The 22,832-nt window shown below is 69.0% G+C and carries 23 protein-coding genes; 9 read left to right on the top strand and 14 right to left on the bottom strand.

Features of this window, described 5'->3' with window-relative positions; genetic code table 11:
• Positions 1–227: 227 nt before the first annotated feature.
• The gene (locus tag AORI_RS53445) at positions 228–1,421 is read right to left on the bottom strand and encodes an HNH endonuclease signature motif containing protein (RefSeq protein ID WP_228688341.1); all 1,194 of its coding nucleotides are present in this window, start codon (positions 1,419–1,421) and stop codon (positions 228–230) included.
• Between the two features lie 237 nt (positions 1,422–1,658).
• Here AORI_RS53445 and AORI_RS53440 point away from each other — a divergent pair, with 237 nt between their 5' ends.
• Together AORI_RS53440 and AORI_RS53435 are read left to right on the top strand one after the other, a co-directional pair.
• On the top strand, positions 1,659–2,705 hold the full coding sequence (locus tag AORI_RS53440) for a fatty acid desaturase family protein (protein ID WP_016332861.1): 1,047 nt from the start codon (positions 1,659–1,661) through the stop codon (positions 2,703–2,705).
• Positions 2,706–2,736: 31 nt separating this feature from the next.
• Positions 2,737–3,087 carry a hypothetical protein gene (locus AORI_RS53435; protein WP_016332860.1) on the top strand — a complete coding sequence of 117 codons (351 nt, stop codon included), beginning with the start codon at positions 2,737–2,739 and terminating at the stop codon, positions 3,085–3,087.
• Here the strand turns inward: AORI_RS53435 and AORI_RS53430 are convergent.
• From AORI_RS53430 to AORI_RS53405, 6 genes are all read right to left on the bottom strand, one after another.
• Positions 3,075–4,238, bottom strand: coding sequence for a S8 family peptidase (locus tag AORI_RS53430; protein WP_420806977.1), 1,164 nt, complete (start codon positions 4,236–4,238; stop codon positions 3,075–3,077). The two genes, AORI_RS53435 and AORI_RS53430, sit on opposite strands and share 13 nt — an antisense overlap.
• 92 nt (positions 4,239–4,330) lie before the next feature.
• Complete coding sequence (gene hsaB, locus AORI_RS53425; RefSeq protein WP_016332858.1) at positions 4,331–4,885, bottom strand: 3-hydroxy-9,10-secoandrosta-1,3,5(10)-triene-9,17-dione monooxygenase reductase subunit; 555 nt, start codon at positions 4,883–4,885, stop codon at positions 4,331–4,333.
• Positions 4,882–5,796 (bottom strand): iron-dependent extradiol dioxygenase HsaC, encoded by a 915-nt coding sequence (gene hsaC / locus AORI_RS53420; protein ID WP_016332857.1) that lies wholly within the window; start codon positions 5,794–5,796, stop codon positions 4,882–4,884. The genes hsaB and hsaC overlap by 4 nt, the downstream gene beginning before the upstream one ends.
• Positions 5,796–6,644 carry a 4,5:9,10-diseco-3-hydroxy-5,9,17-trioxoandrosta-1(10),2-diene-4-oate hydrolase gene (hsaD, locus tag AORI_RS53415; protein WP_016332856.1) on the bottom strand — a complete coding sequence of 283 codons (849 nt, stop codon included), beginning with the start codon at positions 6,642–6,644 and terminating at the stop codon, positions 5,796–5,798. The genes hsaC and hsaD overlap by 1 nt, the downstream gene beginning before the upstream one ends.
• Positions 6,644–7,819, bottom strand: coding sequence for a 3-hydroxy-9,10-secoandrosta-1,3,5(10)-triene-9,17-dione monooxygenase oxygenase subunit (gene hsaA, locus AORI_RS53410; protein ID WP_016332855.1), 1,176 nt, complete (start codon positions 7,817–7,819; stop codon positions 6,644–6,646). The genes hsaD and hsaA overlap by 1 nt, the downstream gene beginning before the upstream one ends.
• A gap of 43 nt (positions 7,820–7,862) precedes the next feature.
• A complete protein-coding gene (locus AORI_RS53405; protein WP_016332854.1) occupies positions 7,863–9,461 on the bottom strand; it encodes an FAD-binding protein in 1,599 nt (532 codons plus the stop codon).
• A gap of 99 nt (positions 9,462–9,560) precedes the next feature.
• On the opposite strand from AORI_RS53405, the gene kstD reads away from it, so the two are divergent.
• From kstD to AORI_RS53370, 7 genes are all read left to right on the top strand, one after another.
• Positions 9,561–11,231, top strand: coding sequence for a 3-oxosteroid 1-dehydrogenase (gene kstD / locus AORI_RS53400; RefSeq protein WP_016332853.1), 1,671 nt, complete (start codon positions 9,561–9,563; stop codon positions 11,229–11,231).
• Positions 11,228–12,367 carry a 3-ketosteroid-9-alpha-monooxygenase, oxygenase component gene (locus AORI_RS53395; RefSeq protein WP_016332852.1) on the top strand — a complete coding sequence of 380 codons (1,140 nt, stop codon included), beginning with the start codon at positions 11,228–11,230 and terminating at the stop codon, positions 12,365–12,367. The genes kstD and AORI_RS53395 overlap by 4 nt, the downstream gene beginning before the upstream one ends.
• Entirely contained in the window at positions 12,364–12,624 is a 261-nt protein-coding gene (locus tag AORI_RS53390; protein ID WP_016332851.1) for a hypothetical protein, read from the top strand. The genes AORI_RS53395 and AORI_RS53390 overlap by 4 nt, the downstream gene beginning before the upstream one ends.
• Positions 12,621–13,646: a ferredoxin--NADP reductase gene (locus tag AORI_RS53385; RefSeq protein WP_016332850.1), complete on the top strand. Its 1,026-nt coding sequence runs from the start codon at positions 12,621–12,623 to the stop codon at positions 13,644–13,646. Before AORI_RS53390 ends, AORI_RS53385 begins: the two co-directional genes overlap by 4 nt.
• 11 nt (positions 13,647–13,657) lie before the next feature.
• On the top strand, positions 13,658–14,521 hold the full coding sequence (locus tag AORI_RS53380; protein WP_016332849.1) for a MaoC/PaaZ C-terminal domain-containing protein: 864 nt from the start codon (positions 13,658–13,660) through the stop codon (positions 14,519–14,521).
• A 52-nt stretch (positions 14,522–14,573) separates the two neighbouring features.
• Positions 14,574–15,323 (top strand): class I SAM-dependent methyltransferase, encoded by a 750-nt coding sequence (locus tag AORI_RS53375; RefSeq protein WP_043848007.1) that lies wholly within the window; start codon positions 14,574–14,576, stop codon positions 15,321–15,323.
• Positions 15,324–15,422: 99 nt separating this feature from the next.
• A complete protein-coding gene (locus AORI_RS53370) occupies positions 15,423–15,881 on the top strand; it encodes a riboflavin kinase (RefSeq protein WP_016332847.1) in 459 nt (152 codons plus the stop codon).
• A gap of 81 nt (positions 15,882–15,962) precedes the next feature.
• Here the strand turns inward: AORI_RS53370 and AORI_RS53365 are convergent, their stop codons facing one another.
• The 7 genes from AORI_RS53365 to AORI_RS53335 form a co-directional block, all read right to left on the bottom strand.
• Positions 15,963–16,532, bottom strand: coding sequence for a DUF5134 domain-containing protein (locus tag AORI_RS53365; protein WP_016332846.1), 570 nt, complete (start codon positions 16,530–16,532; stop codon positions 15,963–15,965).
• A gap of 73 nt (positions 16,533–16,605) precedes the next feature.
• Positions 16,606–17,775: a lipid-transfer protein gene (locus AORI_RS53360; RefSeq protein ID WP_016332845.1), complete on the bottom strand. Its 1,170-nt coding sequence runs from the start codon at positions 17,773–17,775 to the stop codon at positions 16,606–16,608.
• Entirely contained in the window at positions 17,775–18,170 is a 396-nt protein-coding gene (locus tag AORI_RS53355; RefSeq protein WP_016332844.1) for a MaoC family dehydratase, read from the bottom strand. Before AORI_RS53355 ends, AORI_RS53360 begins: the two co-directional genes overlap by 1 nt.
• Positions 18,167–19,081, bottom strand: coding sequence for a bifunctional MaoC family dehydratase N-terminal/OB-fold nucleic acid binding domain-containing protein (locus AORI_RS53350; protein WP_016332843.1), 915 nt, complete (start codon positions 19,079–19,081; stop codon positions 18,167–18,169). The genes AORI_RS53355 and AORI_RS53350 overlap by 4 nt, the downstream gene beginning before the upstream one ends.
• On the bottom strand, positions 19,078–20,250 hold the full coding sequence (locus tag AORI_RS53345) for an acyl-CoA dehydrogenase family protein (protein WP_016332842.1): 1,173 nt from the start codon (positions 20,248–20,250) through the stop codon (positions 19,078–19,080). Before AORI_RS53345 ends, AORI_RS53350 begins: the two co-directional genes overlap by 4 nt.
• 4 nt (positions 20,251–20,254) lie before the next feature.
• Positions 20,255–21,319, bottom strand: coding sequence for an acyl-CoA dehydrogenase family protein (locus tag AORI_RS53340; protein WP_016332841.1), 1,065 nt, complete (start codon positions 21,317–21,319; stop codon positions 20,255–20,257).
• An 87-nt stretch (positions 21,320–21,406) separates the two neighbouring features.
• Entirely contained in the window at positions 21,407–22,798 is a 1,392-nt protein-coding gene (locus AORI_RS53335; protein WP_016332840.1) for a WS/DGAT/MGAT family O-acyltransferase, read from the bottom strand.
• Between the last annotated feature and the right edge of the window lie 34 nt (positions 22,799–22,832).

The raw sequence follows: 22,832 nt of genomic DNA, 5'->3' as shown, positions 1-22,832 counted from the left end.
CTAAGCGGCCACCTCAGTCGCGCGTGAAGGACTCCTTCCCTCGGCTCAGCGAAGGGAAGGGGACCTTCACGCGCACGGTTTCGGGCGCGTGGGGGTCGCCGTCTGACGGCGCTCGGGTGGCCGTCAGGACGCGCCTGTTCTCTGTGCGGTTTTCAATCGGACGGCCCTTGGGCACGCTGGTGTTGCCACCCGGGCCGTGTCCGGGGTGGTTCTGGGTGCCGCGCCTGTCAGAAGGGTGGGGTGTCGTCCTCGGGTTGGGGTCGTGGGTCGTGGAGTGGTTCAGGTGTCGCGGTGTAGGTGCGGCCGGTGGGGGTGGTGATGGTCATGCCGCCGTTGCCGGTGGGTTCTGCGGTCCAGCCGGGTTCTTCTTTGAGCATGTTGTGGATTTTGCAGGCGGCGTGGCAGTTGTGGTGGTCGGTGCTGCCGTTGCGGGCCCAGGTGGTGATGTGGTCGATCTCGGAGAACTCGGCCGGGCGGTGGCATCCGGGGTGGGTGCACTCCCGGTCCCGGGCCTTGATCAGGCGCGCCAGCGACGCCGGGGACCGATAGGTGCCGGAGCTGGCTTCGAGGAGTTGCCCCGTGGAGGGGTCGGTGATCAACCGCGACCAGGTGGAGCCGGGATCGGCGGCGATCTCCTGGGCGAGCCAGCCAGGAATCGGCCCGTAACCAGCCAGCGTCGCGGGATCCTCCCGGACGCCGGTCAGGGTCAGCAAGTCGACATAGACATGGACATGCGCCCGAGGCGCACCACGACCGTCCTCGGCCAGCAGCCGTTCGGCGAAGATATCCGCACGATGCTGATCCAGCGTGCGGGACTGGTCGGATGCGCGGCGGGCCTTGGCCGCGCGGGACAGCGACGCGTACACCGAACTGGCGACTTCGGCGGGAAGATAACCCGACAGCTTCGACATGGTCTCGTCCTCGTGGTCCAGCGACACATGCCGCAGTGCCCGCTTGTTCTCGGCGCGTTCCCGGTAGCCGTCGGGGTCGAACTTCTGCACCGCGTGATCCACCGATTTCCGGATCGCCGTCGGGTCACGCCCGGCCAGACGGCCCGCCATCCACGCGTCCACCTGGGCGGCGACCTCGTCGGACACCTCCCGGGTCAACTGGGACACTTTCGACGCCTTGTACAGATCGATATCACCGCGCTCCAGCGCCGCCAACGTGTTCGGCAACCGCGCCATCAGCGCACAGGAGGTTTCGACCAGCAGATAGGCCTGATTACGAGAGACCGAGAAGGCCAGAGCGACCTCCTCGGTCACCGATCTTCGAGAGCCACCCACCCTGGCGAACTGGGCTATCGAGTGCACCTGCCGCCCCTGCGCACGGCGAAGCACCACCTCCTCGTCGTAGGCGGCGTCGAGAAAACGAGCGGCTTTCGGGTTAAAAGCAAGAGATTGGGTCATGACCAAGATCATACTCGAACGTGCGTTCGATCGCCATTGAATCGGCGTCGAGCGATAGAGAAACCGAAAGCGACAGTTCACCGGTCACCGACTCTCGACGCCAGGAACTCCCGCCGCGCGTTGATCTCGGCAAGGCCGATCCGCAGGTCCCACATCCGCGAACGGAATCCAAAGGTAGGGCCAACCCCCGCACCAACCCACCGGCGCACCGCATTCACCCTGCCCCCGCCCCGAACCAGACTCACAACGGTGACCGCAAACCTCCGCACAGGCAGCGATTTCGCCCGTCTGTCCCGCCGCGTCAGCGAAGCGGGCCTCCTCGACCGCCGTCCCGGCTACTACGTCTTCCGCATCGGCCTGGTCGCCACGCTCTTCGTCGGCGGCTGGATCACCTTCTTCGCGATCGGGGATTCCTGGTGGCAGCTGGGGATCGCCGTGTTCCAGGCGGTGATGTTCGGCCAGATCGCCTTGCTGTCGCACGATCTCGCGCACCGCCAGGTGTTCCGCACCCGCCGTCCGAGCGAGATCGCCGGGCGGATCGCGGGGAATCTCGGCGTCGGCATGAGTTACGGGTGGTGGATGGACAAGCACACCCGCCATCACGCGAACCCGAACCACGAGGACCTCGATCCCGACGTCGATCCGGACATCCTCGTGTGGTCGAAAGAGCAGGCACGGGCCAGCAAGGGACTCCCGCGGTTCATCGGCCGCTACCAGGCGTTCCTGTTCTTCCCGTTGCTCACGCTCGAAGGCCTGAACCTGCACTTCTCCGGGATCCGCGCGGTGTGGAAGCCGGGCCTGCGGCGGCGAGGGCTCGAAGCGGCGTTGCTGCTGACGCATTTCGCGCTCTACTTCAGCGCGCTGCTCGTGGTCCTCTCCCCCGGCAAGGCGCTCGCCTTCTTCATCGTCCACAAAGCACTGTGGGGTGTCTACATGGGATCGATCTTCGCGCCCAACCACAAGGGCATGCCGATCCTGTCCGGTGACACCGAGCTCGACTTCCTCCGCAAGCAGGTGCTCACGTCCCGCAACGTCCGCGGCGGCCGCGTCGTCGACGTCGCGCTCGGCGGGCTCAACTACCAGATCGAGCACCATCTGTTCCCGAGCATGCCGTCACCGCATCTTCGCCGCGCCCGGCCCATCGTCCAAGAATACTGCGCGGAAATCGGCGTCCCGTATCACGAGACGGGTCTCCTGGAGTCGTACGCACTCGCGTTGCGGAGCCTGCACGAAGCGGGTGAGCCGATCCGACTTTCGTCGGGTTCACCGGCTGAGACGCCCGCCGGACGCCGTTGACACTCCAGATACGGCTTCTTACGTTCAGTGCATGTCGCCCCCGAAGATCTTCCCCGGCGCCACCCTGCATCCGGAACCGTTCCCGCGCGCCCTGCGCGCGGCGATCACAGCCAGCGGGCTCCCGCTCGACCGGATCCGCCATCGCCTCGAACTCCGCGGCGTCTCCATCAGCGTGCCGACGCTGAGCCATTGGCAGTCCGGCAGACGGAGACCCGAACGCCCGGAATCGCTCCGGGCGCTCGCCGAACTCGAACAACTGTTGTCCTTGCCGCCGTTGGCCTTGCGCTCCTTGCTCGGCCCGCCCCGGCCCCGCGGACGGAAGAGCTCGGTCCCGGCACAGCGCCGGGACCGAGCCACCCCCGAGGGAACCTATCCGACGTAGAGCGTGCGGTTCGGGCTGCCGCTACCGGGGTTGGTGACCTTCCCCGGAGTCGAAGCGCCGATCAGCGCCTGGGCGACCTGCGCCGCGGTGGCGCCGGTGTGCGACGAAAGGTACAGCGCCGCGGCACCCGCCACGTGCGGCGCGGCGAACGAGGTGCCGTTACCGGTGTAGGTCGCGGTGTCGTTGTCGTTCCAGGCCGAGGTGATCGAGACGCCCGGCGCGAACAGGTCGACCACGGAACCGTAGTTGGAGAAGGAAGCGCGGCGGTCGGTGCGGTCCGCCGCGGCGACGGTGAGCGCCTCGGTGACCCGGGCGGGCGAGGTGTTCGCGGCGTTCACGTTGGAATTGCCGGCGGCGACCGTCCAGGTGATCCCCGCCTTGATGGAGTTCCGCACCGCGGTGTCCAGCGCGGTCGACGCGCCACCACCGAGGCTGGCGTTGGCCACGGCGGGTTTCTTGGCGTTCTTGGTGATCCAGTCGACGCCCGAGATCACCCCCGCGGTCGTACCGCTTCCGTCGGAGCCGAGGACGCGCACCGGATACAGCGAAGCCCCCTTGGCCACACCGTATTTCGCACCGGCGATGGTGGCCGCGACATGGGTGCCGTGACCGTAACCGTCGTCCGCGTTGGTGTCGTTGTCGATGAAGTCGTAACCCTGCTTCACCCGGCCGCCGAAATCGGTGTGCGTGGCGCGAATTCCGGTATCGAGGACGTACACGTTCACATTCGAAGCGGTCGTCGAGTAGTTGTACTTGCTGTCGAGCGGAAGATCGCGCTGATCGATGCGGTCGAGCCCCCACGACGGCGGATTCGTCTGCGTCGCCTCGGCGCGCAGCACCTTGTTCTGTTCGACGAAGGCGACCGCCGGATCGGCCGCGAGCCGTTTGGCCTGCCGCTCCTTCAGCGCCACCGAGAAACCGCTGATCCCCTGCGTGTACTGCCGCCCGATGGCACCGCCGAACTTGCTTGCCAGCGAAGGCTTGTCGGCGGTCGAGCCGTCCTTGAGCACGACGATGTAGCTGTCGGCGACGGCGCCTTCCGCACCGGCGCCGACGATCGCGCCCTCGGCCGCCTGCGCCGGCGTCACGCCTGCCAAGACCGCGGCGACGGCGGCGGCCAACCCGATTCCGGCCAGTCTGCGAGAATTCACGTTGCTGTCCCCATTCCTTGGTGAGCTTCCGCCGAAAACGCTAAGCGGAAGCCACCGGAAAGGACAGCTTTACATTTTTTCGTTTATACGGATTAAAGCCAATCATCGGGACGCGGCCACGGCATGAGCGCGGCCAGCGCGTCCGTCACCGGTTCGGTCACCGTGTACCGCCCGCGGTGGAACAGCAACGGCCGACCGTCGGACGGGTCCCCGAGTGCGGTGACCCGGCCGACGACGACGTAATGGTCCCCCGCCTCGTGCACGGCTTCGAGCGTGCAGTCGATCCACGTCAAAGCCCCGGTCAGCAAGGGAGATCCGGACGGAGCGGGCGTCCAGTCGACCGACGCGAACTTGTCCGCGCCCCGCGCACCGAACACCGCGCTGATCTCCTGCTGGTCTTCGGCGAGCACGTTGACGGCGAACCGGCCGGACTCGGCGAGTACCGCCCACGTGCGGGAAGTCTTGGCAGGACAGAAAAGCACCAGCGGCGGATCGAGAGAGAGCGCCGCGAAAGACTGGCAGGCGAAGCCCACCGGAGCTTCGCCGTCGTGTCCGGTCACCACCGCGACGCCGGTGCAGAAGTGCCCGAGCACCGTGCGGAACCGTGCCGGATCGATGTCCGCGCCGAGGTCCGTCACCGGGGTCACGACTGCCCCGGCGGCCTGGCGCCGACTGAAAAGTCGTGTCCCCACAACGAAACCGCCGTACTCTCTCGGGCGATCCAGCTCTCGTCGTCCACCTGACGCCCCTCACAGCCGTATTCGACATCGAAGCCGCCGGGGGTCTTCATGTAGAACGAGAGCATCAGATCGTTGACGTGCCGCCCGAGGGTCGCCGACATCGGCACCTTCCGGCGGATGGCCCGGTCGAGACAGAGACCGACGTCGTCGGTGTTCTCCACTTCGACCATGAGGTGCACGATGCCGCTCGGAGTCGGCATCGGCAGGAACGCGAGGCTGTGGTGCCGCGGGTTGCAGCCGAAGAACCGCAGCCAGGCCGGTGCCCCGTCGGCGGGCCTGCCGACCATCTGCGGTGGCAGTTTCATCGAGTCCCGCAGCCGGAATCCGAGCACGTCGCGGTAGAAGCTCAGGGACGCCTCATCGTCGTGTGTGGACAGGACGACGTGCCCGAGCCCTTGCTCGCCGGTCACGAACTTGTGCCCGTACGGGCTTACCACGCGCCGATGTTGCAGCGCGACACCGTGGAACACTTCGAGCGTGTTGCCGGAAGGGTCCTCAAAGGACACGAGACCGTCGACCCGGCGATCGGCCAGCTGATCCGGCGTGCCTTCCTTGTACGGCACCGAGTGCGCGTCCAGCGACGCCCGGATCTCGTCGAGTTCGCCGGCGTTGGCGACCTCCCAGCCCGCGACGGCGAGCCTGTCCCGCTCACCGGGGAACACCACCAGTCGCGCCGGGAAGTCGTCCATGCGCAGGTAAAGGGCTTCGGGATTCGTGCCGGAGCCCTCGACCATGCCGAGGACCTTCAGCCCGTATTCGCGCCACGCTGCCATGTCCGTGGCTTCGATACGCAGGTAAGCGAGCGAACGGATACCCATCAGGAGGCTCCCAGGAAGTCGAGTGCCAGCCGGTTGAATTCGTCGAATTTCTCCAGCTGCGCCCAGTGGCCGCAGCCGCCGAACACGTGCAACTGGGCACGCGGGATCGTCTTGAGCGCGAGCAGCGCGCCGTCGAGCGGGTTCACCCGGTCTTCCCGTCCCCAGATCAGGAGCACGCGCTGACGCAGGCGATGCGCCTCACGCCACAGCATGCCCTCTTCGTAGGTGTCGGGCTGGGCGAACGACTTCCCCATCGCCTTCATCGCGGCCAGCGACTCCGGCGCGCTCGCGGCGGCGAACCGCTCGTCGATCAGCTCGTCGGTGATCAGCGACTGGTCGTGCACCATGATCCGCAGGAAGGCTTCCAGCTTCTCGCGGCTCGGCCCCGGCGGAGCACTGAACCGGCCGAGGTTCTTGATGCCTTCGGTGGGATCGGGCGCGAACAGGTTCACGCTCAGGCCGCCCGGTCCCATCAGGACGAGCCGCCCGGCCCGCTTCGGATGGTTGAGCGCGAGCCGCACGGATGTCCCGCCGCCGAGCGAGTTCCCGACGAAATGCGCCCGCTCGATCCCGAGTTCGTCCATCAGCCCGGCCACGGCGTCCGCGCTGTGCCGGAAATACTGCGGATGCTCGGTCGGCTTGTCCGACCGGCCGAACCCGGGCTGGTCGATCGCCAGGGTCCGGTAGTTCTTGCCGAACACAGGGAGGTTGCGGCCGAAGTTGCTCCACGCCGACGCGCCGGGCCCGCCGCCGTGCAGCAGGATCACCGTCTCGGAATGTTCCGCGCCCGCCTCGTGGTAGTGCAGCTTGAGTCCACCTTGGACGGTGACGTACTTGCCTTCGGTCATCAGACCATCGCATTCTCGACGGGCAGCCCGAAGGCGCCGGTTCCGAACATGACGTAGGCGCGCTCGGCGTCGTTGGCCGCGTGCACCCGGCCGGCGTGGGCGTCGCGCCAGAACCGCTGGATCGGGGTTCCGGCCCGCAGCGCACGCCCGCCGGAGTTCTCGAAAAGCCGGTCGATCGCGAAGATCGCGCGTTCCGTGCCGCGGACCTGGTCACGGCGGACCCGCAGCCGCGTGGGGAACGGGAGCTTCTCCCCCTTGCACGCCAGCTGGTACAGCTCGTCGATGTTGTGCGTCAGCTGGAGCCAGGCCGCGTCGATCTCGCTGGCCGCCTCGGCGATGCGCACCTTCGCGAAAGGGTCCTCTTTGGACTGTTCGCCCGCGTACGCCGCGCGGACCCGCTTGCCCTGGTACTCCACGTGCGCGTCGTACGCGCCCTGCGCCATCCCGATGATCGGCGCGGTGATCGTGCTCGGATGCACCGAACCGTAGGGGAGTTTGTACAGCGGCCCGGGGTTGATCTCCTGCCCGGGCGTCTTACACTTCGACGTCGCGATGAAGCTGAGCGCACGGTGCGCCGGGACGAACACGTCGTTCACGATGATGTCGTTGGACCCGGTGCCGCGCAGGCCCACGGTGTCCCAGACGTCTTCGATCGTGTAGTCGGAGATCGGCACCAGGTAGGTGCAGAAGTCGACAGGCTTGCCATCCTTGAACGTCGGCCCGCCCAGCAGCACCCAGGTCGCGTGGTCACAGCCGGAGGAGAAGCTCCAGCGCCCGCTGAGCCGGTAGCCGCCCTCGACGACGTCCGCCTTGCCCATCGGCGCGTACGACGACGAGATCCGTACGTCGGTGTCGTCACCCCAGACGTCCTGCTGCGCCTGCGCCTCGAACAGGCCGAGGTGCCACGGGTGGACGCCGAGGATGGAGGCGACCCAGCCGGTGGACCCGCACGCGCTCGCGACGAGTTTGACCGCGGTGTAGAAGCTCACCGGGTCGGCTTCGATGCCACCGAAGGTCTTCGGCTGCAGCATTTTGAAGAACCCGGTCTCCTGCAGGGATTTGACGGACTCCTCGGGAACGCGCCTGGCGTCCTCCGCCTCCTGCGCCCGTTCCCGCAGGACCGGCAGCAGCTCCCGGATCCCCGCGATCACGTCCTGCGCGGCGTGCTCGCTCATATGCGTTCCCTCTCTCGCCATACTCCGTGAACCGGATCCAAGACTAGAACACGTTCTCGTTTTTGTCGACCGATCCCCGGTCGAGCGCACTGTGCAGTCCGGCACGCCGACCGGAAAACACGCAGTCGGCCAGCGACAGACCGCTCACATAGGACCTAGAACAGATTCCCACCGCGGTCCGGCCCGCCGCGTACAGACCACGGATGGGGACACCGGCCCCGGAACGCACGGCACCGGTCTCTTCGTCGACGACCAGGCCGCCCAGCGTCAGCATCGGGCACGGATAGCCGAGGTTCGGCTTGATCGAGACGTCGATCAGCGAATACGGCGCCCGATCCAGCGGCCGCGCGAATTCCGCCGGCTTACCCGTCGGATCCGCACCGGAACGCGCGGCCTCGACGGTGGCGGCCAGCCCGCCCGGGTCGACGCCCGCCTTGCGCGCGACCTCGTCCAGAGACCCGGCGACGACCCGTTGCCGCAGGAGATAACGCACCTGAAGCCCTTGGAACCATTGGCTTTGCCCGCGCGCGTCGCGTTTGACCTCCCCGACGATGGCGTCGTCGACCAGCAGCCAGCCGCGTCCGCCGTGCGCGGTGATCATGCGTTCGCCGACGGCGGCGCCGTAGCGGGATTCGTCGATGATCCGGCCGCCCGTCTCGTCCACGAGCAGGCCACCGAGGAACGCCGACGGCGGGGTGATGAACCGCCAGGCGGAGATCCGCCCGAGTTCGGCGGTGGCCCCGCCCGCCTCGACCCCCATCCGGATACCGGACCCGTCGTCGGCCGACGTCCCGAGCGCCAGCCCGCCCCGGTACGCGGGCGCGTGCTCGCGCACCATCTCGCGGTTCGCGATGAACCCGCCCGCGGCGAGAACGACCCCGCGCGTGGCGGAAATCCGCAGCTCACGGCCGTATCGGCGTTCGATCCGCTCCGCCCGCCGGTGCAGTGACTTCCGCAGCGAGGGCACGTAGATCCCGGGTTTCGCGGCATACGCGGCCAGCTTCCGGTGCGCGGCCCGGACGCGAGCGGGAGCGTTCCGCAGGGTGGACACCACGACGCCGGTGACGGTGCCGTCGTCGCTCACGATCAGGTTCCGCGCCGCCGTCTGCGGCAGCACCTGGATCCCGCGGCTCCGGACCGCCTCGGCCAGGCGTTTCATCAGCAGTTTCCCGGAAGTGCCGGGCCCCTTGACGCGATGTCCGCGTGGCGCGGGCTTGGCCGCCTCACGGAAACCGCCGGCCGCCTCGCTGCCCGAGTAGTACAGATAGTGCTTGTCGCTCGGATAAGACGTCTTGTACGGGCACAGACTGCCCTCGAAGGGGACGCCGTTGCCTTCCAGCCACGAGATCATCTCCGTACTCCCCGCGCAGAACCGCCGCAGGGTCTCTTCGGAGACGACGTCGCCGACCTCGAGCCGCAGGTAGTCGTACATCGCGTCGACACTGTCGTCGACGCCCGCGTCCCGCTGCTGCGCCGTCCCGCCACCGGCGTAGACGACACCGCCGCTGACCGCGCTCGCGCCACCGCCGGAGAACCGGTCCAGTACGAGCACCCGGGCACCGGCGTCGGCCGCTTCGATCGCCGCGCAGGCGCCCGCCGCACCGAAACCCACGATCACCACATCCGCGACGAGGGAGTCCATGGCCCCACCCTAGAACTAGAACACGTTCTCGTCTATGGTGACTGGAGCAGCGCGGATGCTGCTCGTTGCTTCCTACAACGTGTTTCAGGTGAGGGGCGTATGGAGTACGACGTGATCGTGGCGGGCACCGGTGCCGCCGGGATGACCGCCGCACTGTCCGCAGCCCACCGGGGACTCGAGGTCCTGGTCGTGGAGAAGGCCGCCCACTTCGGCGGCTCCACCGCGCGCTCCGGCGGCGGCGTCTGGATCCCCGGTAACCACGCGCTGCGGGCGGCCGGGATCTCCGAATCCCCGGAGCGGGCGCGCGAATACCTCGAAGCGATCGTCGGTGACGTGGTCCCCGCCGAACTCCGGTCGGCCTTCCTCGACCGCGGCCCCGAGGTGCTGTCCTTCGTCTGCGACCACACGCCGTTGCGCTTCCGCTGGGTCCGCGGCTACTCGGACTACCACCCGGAGGCTCCCGGCGGGCGCGCCGGCGGACGCTCGGTCGAACCGGTCGCGCTCGACGGCAACCTGCTCGGCCCGGAACTGGCGAATCTGGAGCCGCCGTACAGCGCTCCCCCGCTGGGCGCGCCGATCACCCAGGCGGACTACCGGTGGCTGAGCCTGCTCGCCCGGCACCCGCGCGGGATCCTCCGCGTGCTGAGCCTCGGCGGCCGCTGGCTCGCGGGCCGGATCCGCCGTCAGCGGCTGCTGTCCATGGGGCAAGCGCTTGCGGCCGGGCTGCGTGAAGGGCTCCGGCGGGCGGAAGTCCCCGTCTGGCTGAACACTCCCCTGGTGGATCTGGAGATCGAAGGCGACCGGGTGACCGGCGTCGTCGTCCGCCACGAGGGTGAGGACAAGACGATCCGCGCGCGGCTCGGTGTCGTCCTCGGCGCGGGCGGGTTCGAGCGCAACGAGGAGATGCGGGTCAAGTACCAGCGGGCGCCCATCGGTACGGAGTGGACCGTCGGCGCGGAGGCCAACACCGGCGACGCCATCGACGCCGGACTCAAACTCGGCGCGGCCGTCGACCTGATGGACGACGCCTGGTGGGGTCCGTCCATCCCGCTCACCGGCGGCCCGTGGTTCGCGCTCGCCGAACGGTCGCGGCCGGGCTGCCTGATGGTCAACGGGCGGGGCGAGCGTTTCGTCAACGAGTCGGCGCCCTACGTCGAGGCCGTGCACGCGATGTACGGCGACGGGGACGGCCCCGGCGAGAACTTCCCGACCTGGCTGGTGTTCGACCAGCGCAACCGCAACCGGTACATGTTCACCGGCCTCGGGCCCCGCCAGCCGCTGCCCGGCCGTTGGTTCAAAGCGGGCATCGCGGTCAAAGCGAGCACCATCGCGAAACTCGCCGAGCGGATCGAGGTCCCGGCCGACGCGCTGGAGAACACCGTGCGCCGGTTCAACGGTTTCGCGAAAAGCGGCGTGGACGAGGACTTCCACCGCGGGCGCAGCGCCTACGACCACTACTACGGCGACCCGCGGAACAAACCCAACCCGAGCCTGGGCCCGCTGGACGTCGCGCCGTACTACGCGGTGAAGATCGTGCCCGGCGACCTGGGCACCAAGGGCGGATTGAGGATCGACCCGCACGCGCGCGTCCTGCGCGAGGACGGGTCGGTCATCGACGGGCTTTACGCGGCGGGCAACACGAGCGCGGCGGTGATGGGCCGCACCTACGCCGGCCCCGGCGCGACGATCGGCCCGGCGATGGTGTTCGGCTACCTTGCGGCCGAGCACCTCGCGCAGCAAGATCACACCAAAGCGGGAGGCAGCCGATGACGACGGAATCCGTACGGCAGATCGACGCGGGCGCGCCCCCTGCGCGGTTCGCGCGCGGGTGGCACTGCCTCGGCCTCGCCGAGACGTTCCGCGACGGGAAACCGCACGCCATCACCGCGTTCGGGACGAAACTGGTGGTCTTCGCCGATTCGTCCGGCAAGCTGAACGTGCTCGACGGGTACTGCCGCCACATGGGCGGCGACCTCACCCAGGGCGAGGTCAAGGGCGACGAGATCGCCTGCCCGTTCCACGACTGGCGCTGGAACGGCAACGGCAAATGCGTGTCGATCCCCTACGCCAAACGGGTTCCGCTGCGGGCGCGCACGAAGTCGTGGCAGGTGCTGGAGGAGAACAAGCAACTGTTCGTCTGGCACGACCCGGAGGGCAACCCGCCGCCGGACGACGTCGTCATCCCACGGATCGAGGGCATCTTCACCGGCGAGTGGAGCAACTGGACCTGGGATTCGGTGCTCATCGAGGGCTCCAACTGCCGCGAGATCATCGACAACATGGTCGACATGGCGCACTTCTTCTACATCCACTACGCCTTCCCGACCTACTTCAAGAACGTGTTCGAGGGCCACATCGCCACCCAGTACCTGAACACGAAGGGCCGCCCGGACAAGGGCATGGCGTCGAACTACGGCGGCGAGGAGAACCTGCTGCGGTCCGAGGCGTCGTACTTCGGCCCGTCGTACATGATCAACAAGCTGCTCAACACCTACCAGGGTTTCGAGATCGAGAACGTGCTGATCAACTGTCACTACCCGGTCACCGAGAACTCGTTCGTGCTGCAGTGGGGCGTGAGCGTGAAGAAGTTCGAGGGCGTCTCGGACGAGCACGCGGACAAGATCGCGGGCAAGTTCGCCAAAGGCATCGGCGTCGGGTTCCTGCAGGACGTGGAGATCTGGCGCAACAAGACCCGCATCGACAACCCGTTGCTGTGCGAGGAGGACGGGCCGGTGTACCAGCTGCGCCGCTGGTACGACCAGTTCTATGTGGACGCGGCCGACGTCACCGAAGACATGACACAACGTTTCGAGTTCGAAGTGGACACCAGCCGCGCCAACGAGGTCTGGGCGGCGGAGGTGGCCGAGAACCTGGCACGGCAGCAGGCGGAAGAGGCCGGGGTGTGAAGCCCGAGACCGTCGAATTCCTCACCGCCGGACTGCGGCCGCTGAACTGCCGCTCGTGCGGGACCTGTGTGCTGGTCAAGAAGAACAGCATGCAGCACACCAGCATCCAGTGGACGAGCGACGCGTCCCGGAGCTGCCCGGTGTTCGCCGAGCAGAAGGCTTCCGGAGCACAGACGGCGTTGCTCGACACGTGCGGCAATCTCAGCGAGAGCATCGAAGCCGCGTTGAAGGACGGCTTGCTGGAGGTGCCCGAATGAGCGGTCCCGTCACCGTGACCGTGGCCGAGGTGATCACCGAGACGGCCGACGCGCGCTCGATCGTGTTCGACATCCCGGCCGAGCACGTCTCCGCTTTCGCTTACGTCCCAGGGCAGTTTCTCACCGTCCGAGTGCCGAGCGACCGGACCGGTTCGGTGGCCCGCTGCTACTCGCTCTCCAGCGCGCCGCACGAGGGCCGGGTGCAGGTCACCGTCAAACGCACCGCCGACGGCTACGGGTCGAACTGGCTGTGCGACAACCTCCGGGCGGGGCAAGAGGTCCAGGTGCTCCCGCCGGCCGGGGTGTTCAGCCCCGCGTCGCTCGACGAGGACTTCCTGCTGCTCGCGGGCGGCAGTGGTATCACGCCGGTGATGTCGATCCTCAAATCCGCGCTGGAGCACGGCACCGGCAAGGTGGTGCTCCTGTACGCCAATCGCGACGAGAGCTCGGTGATCTTCGCGAGGGAGCTGGCGGATCTCGCCGCCCGGTACTCCGACCGGCTGGTCGTCGTGCACTGGCTGGAAAGCCTGCAAGGACTGCCGACGGAGGCGCATCTGCGCGCGCTGGTGGCGCCGTACACCGCGCACGAGGCGTTCATCTGCGGACCCGGCCCGTTCATGGACGCGGCGCGCGCGGTGCTCAAGGAGCTCGGGCTGCCGCGCAAACGGATCCACCTGGAGCGGTTCCTGTCGCTGGGCGGGAACCCGTTCGAGGTGGCCGAGCCCGTCGCCGTCGAAGAGGCCGAGACCCCGGCGTCGGTCGAGGTCACCCTCGACGGCGAGACCAGGAACCTCGCCTGGCCACGCCGGACGAAGCTGCTGGACCTGTTGCTGGAAAAGGGTTTCGACGCGCCGTACTCGTGCCGCGAGGGTCAGTGCAGCGCGTGTGCCTGCCGGGTCACCTCCGGCGAGGTGAAGATGCTGAACAACGAGGTCCTCGACGGCGACGACATCGCCGAAGGCATCGTGCTGGCGTGCCAGTCCCTGCCGCTGACCGACGAGGTCACCGTCACCTACGAGTAGGAGTTCCCCCCGTGCCCATCGATCCTTCGGTCGCGATCGGCGCCGACCTCGGCGAGGTGAGTTTCGCCTGGACCGCGTCGGACGTGCAGCTCTACCACCTGGCGCTGGGCGCCGGCGCGGACCCGATGAGCCCGCGCGAACTGCGCTACACCTACGAGGACGGCCTCCAGGTGCTGCCGACGTTCGCCACCGTCGCGGCGAACCTGCGCGTGTTCGAGCCGCCCGCGGTCTCGTTCCCCGGCGTCGAGGTCGACCTCGGGAAAGTGCTGCACGGCAAGCAGGAGGTGATCGCGCACCGGCCCATCCCGGTCTCGGGGAAGGCCGTGGCGCGGACGCGGATCGTCGACGTCTTCGACAAGGGCAAGGCGGCCGTGATCGTGAACGAGACGGTCGCCACCGACTCGGACGGAGCTCCACTGTGGACACTACGGTCGAGCATCTTCGCCCGTGGCGAAGGAGGTTTCGGCGGCGAACGCGGCCCGTCCGACCGGGCCGAGCCCCCGACGCGGGAGCCGGACGCCGTCATCGACACCCCGACGCTGCCGCAACAGGCACTGCTGTACCGGCTCTGCGGGGACCGCAACCCCCTGCACGCCGACCCCGCGTTCGCCGCGGCGGCCGGGTTCGACAGGCCGATCCTGCACGGCCTGTGCACCTACGGCGTCGTCGCGAAGGCGGTCACCGACGCGTGCCTCGACGGCGGCACCGCCCGCGTCGCGTCGTTCTCGGCCAAGTTCGCCGGCGTCGTCTTCCCCGGCGAACCGCTGCGGACCCGCGTCTGGCGCGAGCCCGCCGGGCTGCTGATCGCGACCACGGCGCCGGACCGGGACGACGCGCCCGTCCTTTCCGACACTTTCTTGACCACGACAGACTGAATCATCGTTCCCGCAGGTAGCGCTCCTGGCTAGACTCGGCCGGGTGCGCCCCTTGATCTCGGACCCGTATGCCGAACTCGGCCGGGACTACGCGCGATCGAGACGGCCGGATCCCCGCGTCGCCGCCGCCATCACCGCGGCCCTCGGTGACGCGCGCTCGGTGGTCAACGTCGGGGCCGGAGCCGGTTCCTACGAGCCGGAAGACCGCGACGTGGTGGCCGTCGAGCCGTCTCTGCGGATGATCGCGCAGCGTCCCGCCACGGCGGCGCCCGCCGTCCAGGCGTGCGCGGAAGGGCTGCCCTTCGCCGACGGCGCCTTCGACGTCGCCTTGGCGGTGCTCACCGTGCACCACTGGACGGACGTGACCGCCGGGCTGGCCGAGTTGCGGCGCGTCTCCCGCCGCCAGGTGATCGTGACCTGGGACCAGGCGGTGTTCGCGCGGTTCTGGCTGGTGCGGGACTACCTGCCGGAGATCGCCGAACACGAGAGCAGGCTGGCCTGTCTCGACCGGGTCGTCGAAGAACTGACCGAGGCGGGTTCGGCGCCCACGGTGGCGCCACTGCCGGTGCCGTCGGACTGCGTCGACGGATTCCTCGGCGCGTATTGGCGCAGGCCGGAGGCGTATCTGTCCGAGCGCGTGCGCGCGGGGATGTCCGGGGTGGCCCTGCTGGACCAGAACGTCGTCGCGACGGCGGTCGAGCGGCTGCGCGCCGATCTCGCGGACGGGCACTGGCACCGGCACCACGTCGGGCTGCTCGGCCGGACGGAACTCGACCTCGGCTACCGGCTCGTGATGACGTGACCGAGTACACAGTGGACACTCTCGCGGCGTGAACGGCGGTCGACCTCGGCAGCGAGGCATGGTATTCATGGCTCTCGTGACGGCAGCGACGGGAGCGGCATGACGACGGAGTACTTCGTGGTCCGTGGCCAGGTGGAGAAGGGCGACCAGCGGGGCAGGGAGCTGGGCTTCCCCACCGCCAACATCGCGCTGCGCGACCAAGACGGCCAGGTCGGCGACGGAGTGTGGGCGGGCTGGGCCGAACGCGCCGACGGGACCCGGATCGCGGCCGCGGTCTCGGTCGGCAGGCGCCCGACCTACTACGGCGCGGACGGCTACCGGCTCGTCGAGGCGCATCTGCTGGACTTCAGCGGCGACCTCTACGGCGAGGTGCTGACCGTGTGGCTGGGCCACCACCTGCGCGAGCAGGAGGCGTACCCGTCTTCGGAGGCGCTGATCGTCGCGCTCAACAAGGACATCGCCGACGCCCGCAAGTGGGCCGCGGAAAACCCGGCCGACGGCTTGCCGGACGCGGGTGCCGCGGAGGCCGGTGTCGTGCGGCGCGTCCCCCGAGACTGAGCTGAAGGGGACCTTCCCCGCGTAAGACGCGGTGAAAGCTCCCTTCACCGCATGAGATGAGGGGAAAGTCCCCTTCGGCCCCTAGACCGCCGCGCCCAGCAGCATGTAGCCCATGCCGAGCCCCATGATCACCCGGCACACCCGCCGCGACGTCTGACCGGAGGCCGAGGCGCCCCGCGCCGCCAGCACCCCGGCGCGTACGGCGTCCGCCGCGAAATACGCGGCGACTGCGCCGAAGATCAGCGAAAGCCACAGCGCGGAAGTGCCGCCGGGGCCGGACATCACCAGCCACGGCCCGTGGGTCACGTCGCTGTGCGGCATGAAGGTCACCATGAACAGCATCGCGACGGCGGAGACCGCGTGATGCCCGCACGACGTGTGCCCGGAGCGCCGCCCCTTCCACCACGAGACGGCGAACCAGCCCGCGGTCAGCGCCAGCACCGCCTGCCAGCCCGCCGCCGGGATCGGGCCGCCGACCGGGGACAGCATCGCGACCATGGCGACGACGAGCAGCAGTTCGGCCAGGTCGCCGTTGCGGACCGCCGCGCCCTGCCTGCGGTAGTCCAGCCGGACGAGTCTCAGCACGCAGGGCAGCACGAGCGCGGCGAACACCGCGGTCGGGGTCCACGCGACGACGATTGGTCCAGACATGGCACCTCCCGGCCGGTAACCCCTTCACCGTGGCAGGTACCGCTCTAGTACACCATCGGGCATTGAGGTGATCTCAGCCCGCGGTCAGGACCAGTCCGCTCGTAGGTACGCCGGTGCCGGCGGTCACCAGCACACGCGCGGCCCCGTCCACCTGGTTGACGGCGTCGCCCCGGAGCTGCCGGACACCTTCGGCGATCCCGTTCATCCCGTGGATGTAGGCCTCCCCCAGCTGCCCGCCGTGCGGGTTGAGCGGGAGCTTCCCGTCCAGTTCCAGGGTGCCGCCACCGATGAAGTCCTTGGCCTCGCCCTTCCCGCAGAAGCCGAGTTCTTCCAGCTGCATCAGGACATACGGGGTGAAGTGGTCGTACAGCACCGCGAGGTCCATGTCGCCGGGGCCCAGCCCGGACTGCTCCCACAACTGCCGTCCGACGACACCCATTTCGGGCAGCGCCGGCAGATCGTCGCGGTAGTAGCTGGTCATCACGTACTGATCCGGCCCGCTCCCCTGCGCGGCCGCCGCGATCACGGCGGGCCGGTGCGGCAGGTCACGCGCCCGCTCGGCGCCGACGATCACCAGGGCGACCCCGCCGTCGCTCTCCTGGCAGCAGTCCAGCAGGTGCAGCGGTTCGGCGACCCAGCGGGAGGCCTGATGTTCTTCGAGCGTGATCGGCTTGCCGTAGAACCACGCCTTCGGGTTGGTCGCCGCGCGGGCGCGGTCGACGACGGCCACCCGGCCGAAGTCCTCGCTCGTCGCGCCGTACTCGTGCATGTAGCGCCGGGCGAGCATGGCGACGGTCGCGGCAGGCGTCGCGATGCCCATCGGGTAGTGGAACGCGTTGTCGACGCCGGACGAGTTCACCTGCCCCGCCGCGGCCGAGGACACCTGCCCGAACCGCATCCCGGACCGTTCGTTGAAGGCCCGGTACGCGACGACGACGTCCGCGACCCCGGTCGCGACGGCCATCGCGGCCTGCTGCACGGTCGCGGCCGCGGCCCCGCCGCCGTAGTGGATCCGGCTGAAGAACTTGAGCTCGGGGATGCCGAGTTCCCGGGCGACGGCGATCTCGCTGTTGCCGTCCATGGTGAACGACACCAGACCGTCCACATCGGACGGAGTGAGCCCGGCGTCCTTCAGCGCACTCGAAACCGCTTCCGCCGCCAGCCTCAGCTCACTGCGCCCGGAGTCCTTCGAGAACTCCGTCGCACCGATCCCGGCGATGGCCGCCCGTCCGGAGAGGGTCATCACTCGCCTCCCAGCGTGATCGCCACGGTGCCCACCACATGTTCACCCAAACTGTCCACACCGGACACCGCGATCACGACGTCGTCGCCGTCCCGTTCGGTGACCCGGCCGGTGAAGGTCAGCGTGTCGTAGGCGTAGCAAGGTACGCCGAGCCGGATCTTGATCGACCGCACGAACACCTCCGGGCCCGCCCAGTCGGTCACGAACCGTTGCACCAGGCCGGTGTCGGTGAGGATGTTGAGGAAGATGTCCTTCGAACCGCGCTGGACGGCGGCGTCGCGATCGTGGTGGACGTCCTGGAAGTCCCGCGTCGCCAGCGCGGTGCTCACCACGAAGGTCGGGGTGGCCTCGATCGTCAGCGGAGGCAGCTCGGTGCCGACCGAACAGTCCTTCATCGCGCGACCCTCCAAGCGGGCAACGTCAGTTCCTCGTCGATCTTCACGAAGGCCGCTTCCACCGGGAGTCCGATGTGGACGGTCTCGGGATCGGCGTCGAGCAGCTCGCCCATCACCCGGACACCCTCCTCCAGCTCGACGAGCGCGACCACGAACGGCAGATCCTTGCCGGGGACCTTCGGATGGTGGTGCACCACGTAGCTGTAGACCGTGCCGCGTCCGCACGCGACGACGTAGTCCGGCTTGGCGTCGAAATCACCGTCCGGCGGCATGGGCCCGGGCGGATGCCGCAGGGTCTCGCCCCACCGCTGGATCCGCAGTTCCCCTTCCCGCAGTCCCGCCCAGAAGAACTCGGTGTCCTTGCTGATCACCGGCCGCAGCACGGGCGCGGCCGCCTTGGCGGGCTCCGCGCCCGGCGGACGGAATTTCAGTACCCGGAACACCATGTCCGCCACGGCCTCGTCGCCGACGTACCAGGTGGTCTTCGTCGTCACGAACCAGCCTTCGCCCAGCGCGGTGGGTTTGGGCCCGACGACGCTTTCGAGTTTCGCGGTCGCGGCGACGCGTTCGCCGTGGCGCAGATACCGGAAGTAGTTCTGTTCGGAGTTCGTCGCGACCACCGAGGTGAACCCGGCCTCGTCGAGCACCTCCATCATCGCGCCGAGCGGATCGTCCGACGCCCTCGTCCAGTGCAGCCCGCCCATCGTCCACACCTGCGCCATCGCGGGCGGCGCGACGAGTCCCTTATGGACACTCGTGGCGGCGAACTCCTCGTCGACGTACACCGGATTGCGGTCGCCGATGGCTTCGACCCAGTTGTTCACCATCGCCTGGTTGACCGCGTCACGCGCGGCCCTCGGCGCGGATTCCCCGCGCGCGGCGATGCGTTCGGCCGCTTCCCGGATGCTCATCGCGGCACCCTCGGCAGGCCGAGCCCGGCGGTCGCGATCAGCTCGCGCTGGATCTCGCTGACGCCGCCGCCGAAGGTCAGCACCAGATTGCGTTTGGCCACCACGTCCAGCCACTGCGCCAGTTCCGCGGTTCCGGCGTCGGCCTGATCGCCGTGTCGCGCCACGATCTCCTCCAGTTTCCTGGTCAGCCCCTGGATCCGCTCGGAGCCGACGATCTTGGTGGCCGACGCGTCGGCCACCGCCACCGGCCCGGTGGCGGACGACGCCGCGACCTGCCAGTTGAGCAGTTCGTTGATCCGGGCGGTCGCCAGGGTTTCCGCGAGGACGGCCCGGACGTCGGGCAGCTGGAGCAGCGGCGTCCCGTCCGGGGTCTTCCTCGCCGCCGCCCACTCGCGGACGCGGTCGTGGAGACCGCCGATCCGCCCGGCGGGGCCGAGCATGACGCGTTCGTGGTTCAGCTGCGTGGTGATCAACCGCCAGCCCTCGTTCTCCTTGCCCACCAGCATGTTCGCGGGCACGCGGACGTCCGAGTAGTAGGTGGCGTTCACGTGGTGGGCGCCGTCGCAGGTGATGATCGGCGTCCACGAATAGCCCGGATCGCGGGTGTCCATGATGAGGATCGAGATGCCCTTGTGCCTGGGCACGCCGGGATCGGTGCGCACGGCCAGCCAGATGTAGTCGGCGTCGTGCCCGCCGGTGGTGAAGATCTTCTGGCCGTTGACGACGTACTCGTCCCCTTCGCGCACCGCCGTCGTGCGCAGCGCCGCCAGGTCCGTTCCCGCCTCGGGTTCGGTGTAGCCGATGGCGAAATGCACCTCGCCCGCGAGGATCTTGGGCAGGAACAGGGCTTTCTGCTCCTCGGTGCCGAACGCCTGCAACGTGGGGCCGACGGTCTGCAGGGTCACCGACGGCAGCTGGACGTCGGCACGGGCGGCCTCGTCGACGAAGATGTGCTGCTCGATCTCGCCGAAACCCCGGCCGCCGTACTGTTCCGGCCAGCCGACGCCCAACCAGCCGTCACGGCCCATCCGGCGCACGATCTCGCGGTACACCGGCCCGTGCCGCTCTCGCAGCATCGCGCGCCGCTCGTCGGCGCTCACCAGCCCGGCGAAGTACTCGCGCAGTTCGGAGCGCAACTCGTGTTGCGCCGCGGTCAGTTCGATCAGCATCGGTTCACCCCGCCACCAGTTCGCCCAAGCCGGCCAGCCGATGCGAGGCGCCGCCGAGCGTTCGTCCCAGATCCTTGACCGCCGACGAGAACCGGTGCAGTGGATACGTTTCGTCCACGCCGATCCCGCCGTGCAGGTGATGGCAGACGGCCAGCGCCGCGGGCGCCTCCTCCGCCAGCCAGTAGGCCGCGATGTCGAGTTCCGTGTCGGCGTCGAGCCCCGCCGCGAGCCGCCAGACCGCCGACCGCGCGGCCAGCTGGACCGTCCTCGAAGCGACGTAGACGTCCGCGATCTGTTGTGCCACCGCCTGGAACGCCGCCAAGGGGCGCCCGAACTGTTCCCGTTCGCCGACGTGTTCCGTGGTCAGCGCGAGCGCGCCGGCGAGCAGCCCGTCGCCGAACGCCACGGCACCCGCGAGCGCGAACCGGTGCAGCGTCGCGATCGACTCGCCGGGGCCGTGCCCGTTGAGGAGGTCGGCGTCGGTGACGGTCACCGAGTCCAGCGTCATCGTGTAGTCCGGTGTGCCGGAAGAGGTTCTCGTCGGCGTCAGGGTCACGCCGTCCGCGCGCGGATCGACGAGGAAGACGCCGGTGCCGCCGGGCAGCGAAGCGGGCGTCAGGATCCGGTTCGCCTCCGCCGCGAACGGCACACCGACCTTGACCCCGCTCAGGCGCCAGTCCCCGGCCGATTCCGCGGCGGTCGCGGGCCGGGTGGTGAACGGCGCGGACGGTTCGTGCAGCGCGGCGGTGAGCACGGATTCGCCCGCGGCGACCGGCGGGAGCAGCGCCGACCGCTGATCCGGCCCGCCGAGCGCGGTGACCGGCAGGACACCGAAGGCCAGCGACGCCAGCGCGGGCGCCGTCGAGGCGACGCGGCCGAGTTCGGTCAGCACCAGGGCGACTTCGGCGACACCGAGGCCGTCGCCGCCGAGTTCGGCGGGCAGCGCCAGGGCGAGCAAACCGGCGTCGGCCAGCGCGCGCCACGTGTCCGCGGGCTCACGCTCCTTGCCGAGCACACGCGCGGCCAGCGCGGTGACCTCGGTCTGCGTCTCGTCGAACTGGAAGTCCACACTGGCTCCTCACCGGGGCGAACGGGCACAATATTGAAACCTGTTCTAGTCTTAACCGGAAGGAGCCGCGACGGCAAGGGGGAGGATCTAGGAGGTGGCCTCGAGCAACTCCGCGAGCGCGTCGGCGAAGTGGTCGGCGAGCGGCCACAGGTCACCGGTGAGCTCGCGGGCGCCGAGCAGTCCGACGTCGACCCTGCCCGCGTTGGACAGCACGGTGATGTTGAGCCCGGCGCCGTGGAACACCGGCCCGAGCGGGTACAGCCCGGTGATCCGGCAGCCCAGCAGGTACAGCGGCATCGGCGGCCCCGGCACGTTGGAGACCACCAGGTTGTGCACCACCGGATGCCGTTCGGCCAGCCGCAGTGCGGAATACGCGCGGACCGCGAGCCCGAACATGGTCGCCGCCGAGAACTGCGCCCAGTCCTGGAGCATGTCCGCGTCGATGTCGTGGTGATGGTCCTTGGACAGCCGGTTCGACTCCGCGAGCATGAACACGCGCGCGGCGGGATCCTCCAGATGGGTGGGCAGCGACGCGAAGAACGCCGAGACCTTGTTGATCCCGTGCTCGCGCTCGGTGCGTCCGTGTACCGACACCGGAACGGTCGCCACCAGCGGATCCTCCGGCAGTTCACCGCGATCCCGCAGGAACTGCCGCAGGGCACCGGCGACCACGGCGAGGACGACGTCGTTGACGGTCACCCCGAAGGCGTTCTTGACCCGTTTGACGTCTTCGAGGTCGAGCGAGGCGTAGGCGACGCTGCGGTGCGCGGTGATCGTCCCGTTGAACGACGTCCGCGGCGCGGTGAACGGGACCGGCATTCCCTTGCCCTGCAACGCTTTGCCCAGCCATCTCGGCACGAGTTCGAGCAGGCCGGGGAGCAGTTTCGCCACCTCGACCGGACGTTTCGCGAACGACGTCAGCCCGGCGCCGAACAGCGCGCGCCTGCCGGGAACGTCCGCGTTGCGGCGTTCGTCCCGCGCGATCTCCGGCGGCGGGGCGTCCGGTTCGAGCCCGGCGAGGGAGGCGATCAGGCTGGCGCCGCCGACCCCGTCGACGCTGGCGTGGTGCATCTTCAGCAGGACCGCGATCCCGCCGTCCGCCAGGCCTTCGATGACGTACAACTGCCAGAGCGGCTGCGCGCGGTCCAGCCGTTGTCCCGCGATGTGGGCGCAGAGCTCGGCCAGTTCCCGCCGGTCGCCGGGCGCGGGTACGCCGATGCGGTGCACGTGGGCTTCGAGGTCGAAGTCGTCGTCCTCCACCCAGACCGGATGCGCCAGATTCCAGAGTGGATTGTGCAGCTTGCGCCGGAACGCCGGGATCAGCTCGACCCGTTCGGCCAGTTTCTCCTTGAAGCGCTCGAAATCGTAGCCGCCGGGCATGGTCGAACCGTCCAAGGTGAGCAGCCCGCACACGTGCAGTACCTGGGCCGGTGTCTCCAGGTACAGAAAACTCGCGTCCAGACCGCTCAATCTCTGCATGAGAATCACCTTAAGTGAACTTTGCAACCCGTTC

This window comes from Amycolatopsis keratiniphila, assembly GCF_000400635.2.
GTDB classification, from domain to species: Bacteria; Actinomycetota; Actinomycetes; order Mycobacteriales; family Pseudonocardiaceae; genus Amycolatopsis; species Amycolatopsis keratiniphila.
The sequence above is the reverse complement of the archived record's forward strand: the minus strand, read 5'-3'. Positions and strand labels throughout refer to the sequence as shown.

Excerpts from the sequence above, each read along its gene's own strand:
- AORI_RS53445 (WP_228688341.1), bottom strand. The coding sequence starts at position 1,421 with ATGATCTTGGTCATGACCCAATCTCTTGCTTTTAACCCGAAAGCCGCT.
- AORI_RS53435 (WP_016332860.1), top strand. The coding sequence starts at position 2,737 with ATGTCGCCCCCGAAGATCTTCCCCGGCGCCACCCTGCATCCGGAACCG.
- hsaC (WP_016332857.1), bottom strand. The coding sequence starts at position 5,796 with ATGGGTATCCGTTCGCTCGCTTACCTGCGTATCGAAGCCACGGACATG.
- hsaD (WP_016332856.1), bottom strand. The coding sequence starts at position 6,644 with ATGACCGAAGGCAAGTACGTCACCGTCCAAGGTGGACTCAAGCTGCAC.
- hsaA (WP_016332855.1), bottom strand. The coding sequence starts at position 7,819 with ATGAGCGAGCACGCCGCGCAGGACGTGATCGCGGGGATCCGGGAGCTG.
- AORI_RS53405 (WP_016332854.1), bottom strand. The coding sequence starts at position 9,461 with ATGGACTCCCTCGTCGCGGATGTGGTGATCGTGGGTTTCGGTGCGGCG.
- kstD (WP_016332853.1), top strand. The coding sequence starts at position 9,561 with ATGGAGTACGACGTGATCGTGGCGGGCACCGGTGCCGCCGGGATGACC.
- AORI_RS53395 (WP_016332852.1), top strand. The coding sequence starts at position 11,228 with ATGACGACGGAATCCGTACGGCAGATCGACGCGGGCGCGCCCCCTGCG.
- AORI_RS53385 (WP_016332850.1), top strand. The coding sequence starts at position 12,621 with ATGAGCGGTCCCGTCACCGTGACCGTGGCCGAGGTGATCACCGAGACG.
- AORI_RS53370 (WP_016332847.1), top strand. The coding sequence starts at position 15,423 with ATGACGACGGAGTACTTCGTGGTCCGTGGCCAGGTGGAGAAGGGCGAC.
- AORI_RS53365 (WP_016332846.1), bottom strand. The coding sequence starts at position 16,532 with ATGTCTGGACCAATCGTCGTCGCGTGGACCCCGACCGCGGTGTTCGCC.
- AORI_RS53360 (WP_016332845.1), bottom strand. The coding sequence starts at position 17,775 with ATGACCCTCTCCGGACGGGCGGCCATCGCCGGGATCGGTGCGACGGAG.
- AORI_RS53355 (WP_016332844.1), bottom strand. The coding sequence starts at position 18,170 with ATGAAGGACTGTTCGGTCGGCACCGAGCTGCCTCCGCTGACGATCGAG.
- AORI_RS53350 (WP_016332843.1), bottom strand. The coding sequence starts at position 19,081 with ATGAGCATCCGGGAAGCGGCCGAACGCATCGCCGCGCGCGGGGAATCC.
- AORI_RS53345 (WP_016332842.1), bottom strand. The coding sequence starts at position 20,250 with ATGCTGATCGAACTGACCGCGGCGCAACACGAGTTGCGCTCCGAACTG.
- AORI_RS53335 (WP_016332840.1), bottom strand. The coding sequence starts at position 22,798 with ATGCAGAGATTGAGCGGTCTGGACGCGAGTTTTCTGTACCTGGAGACA.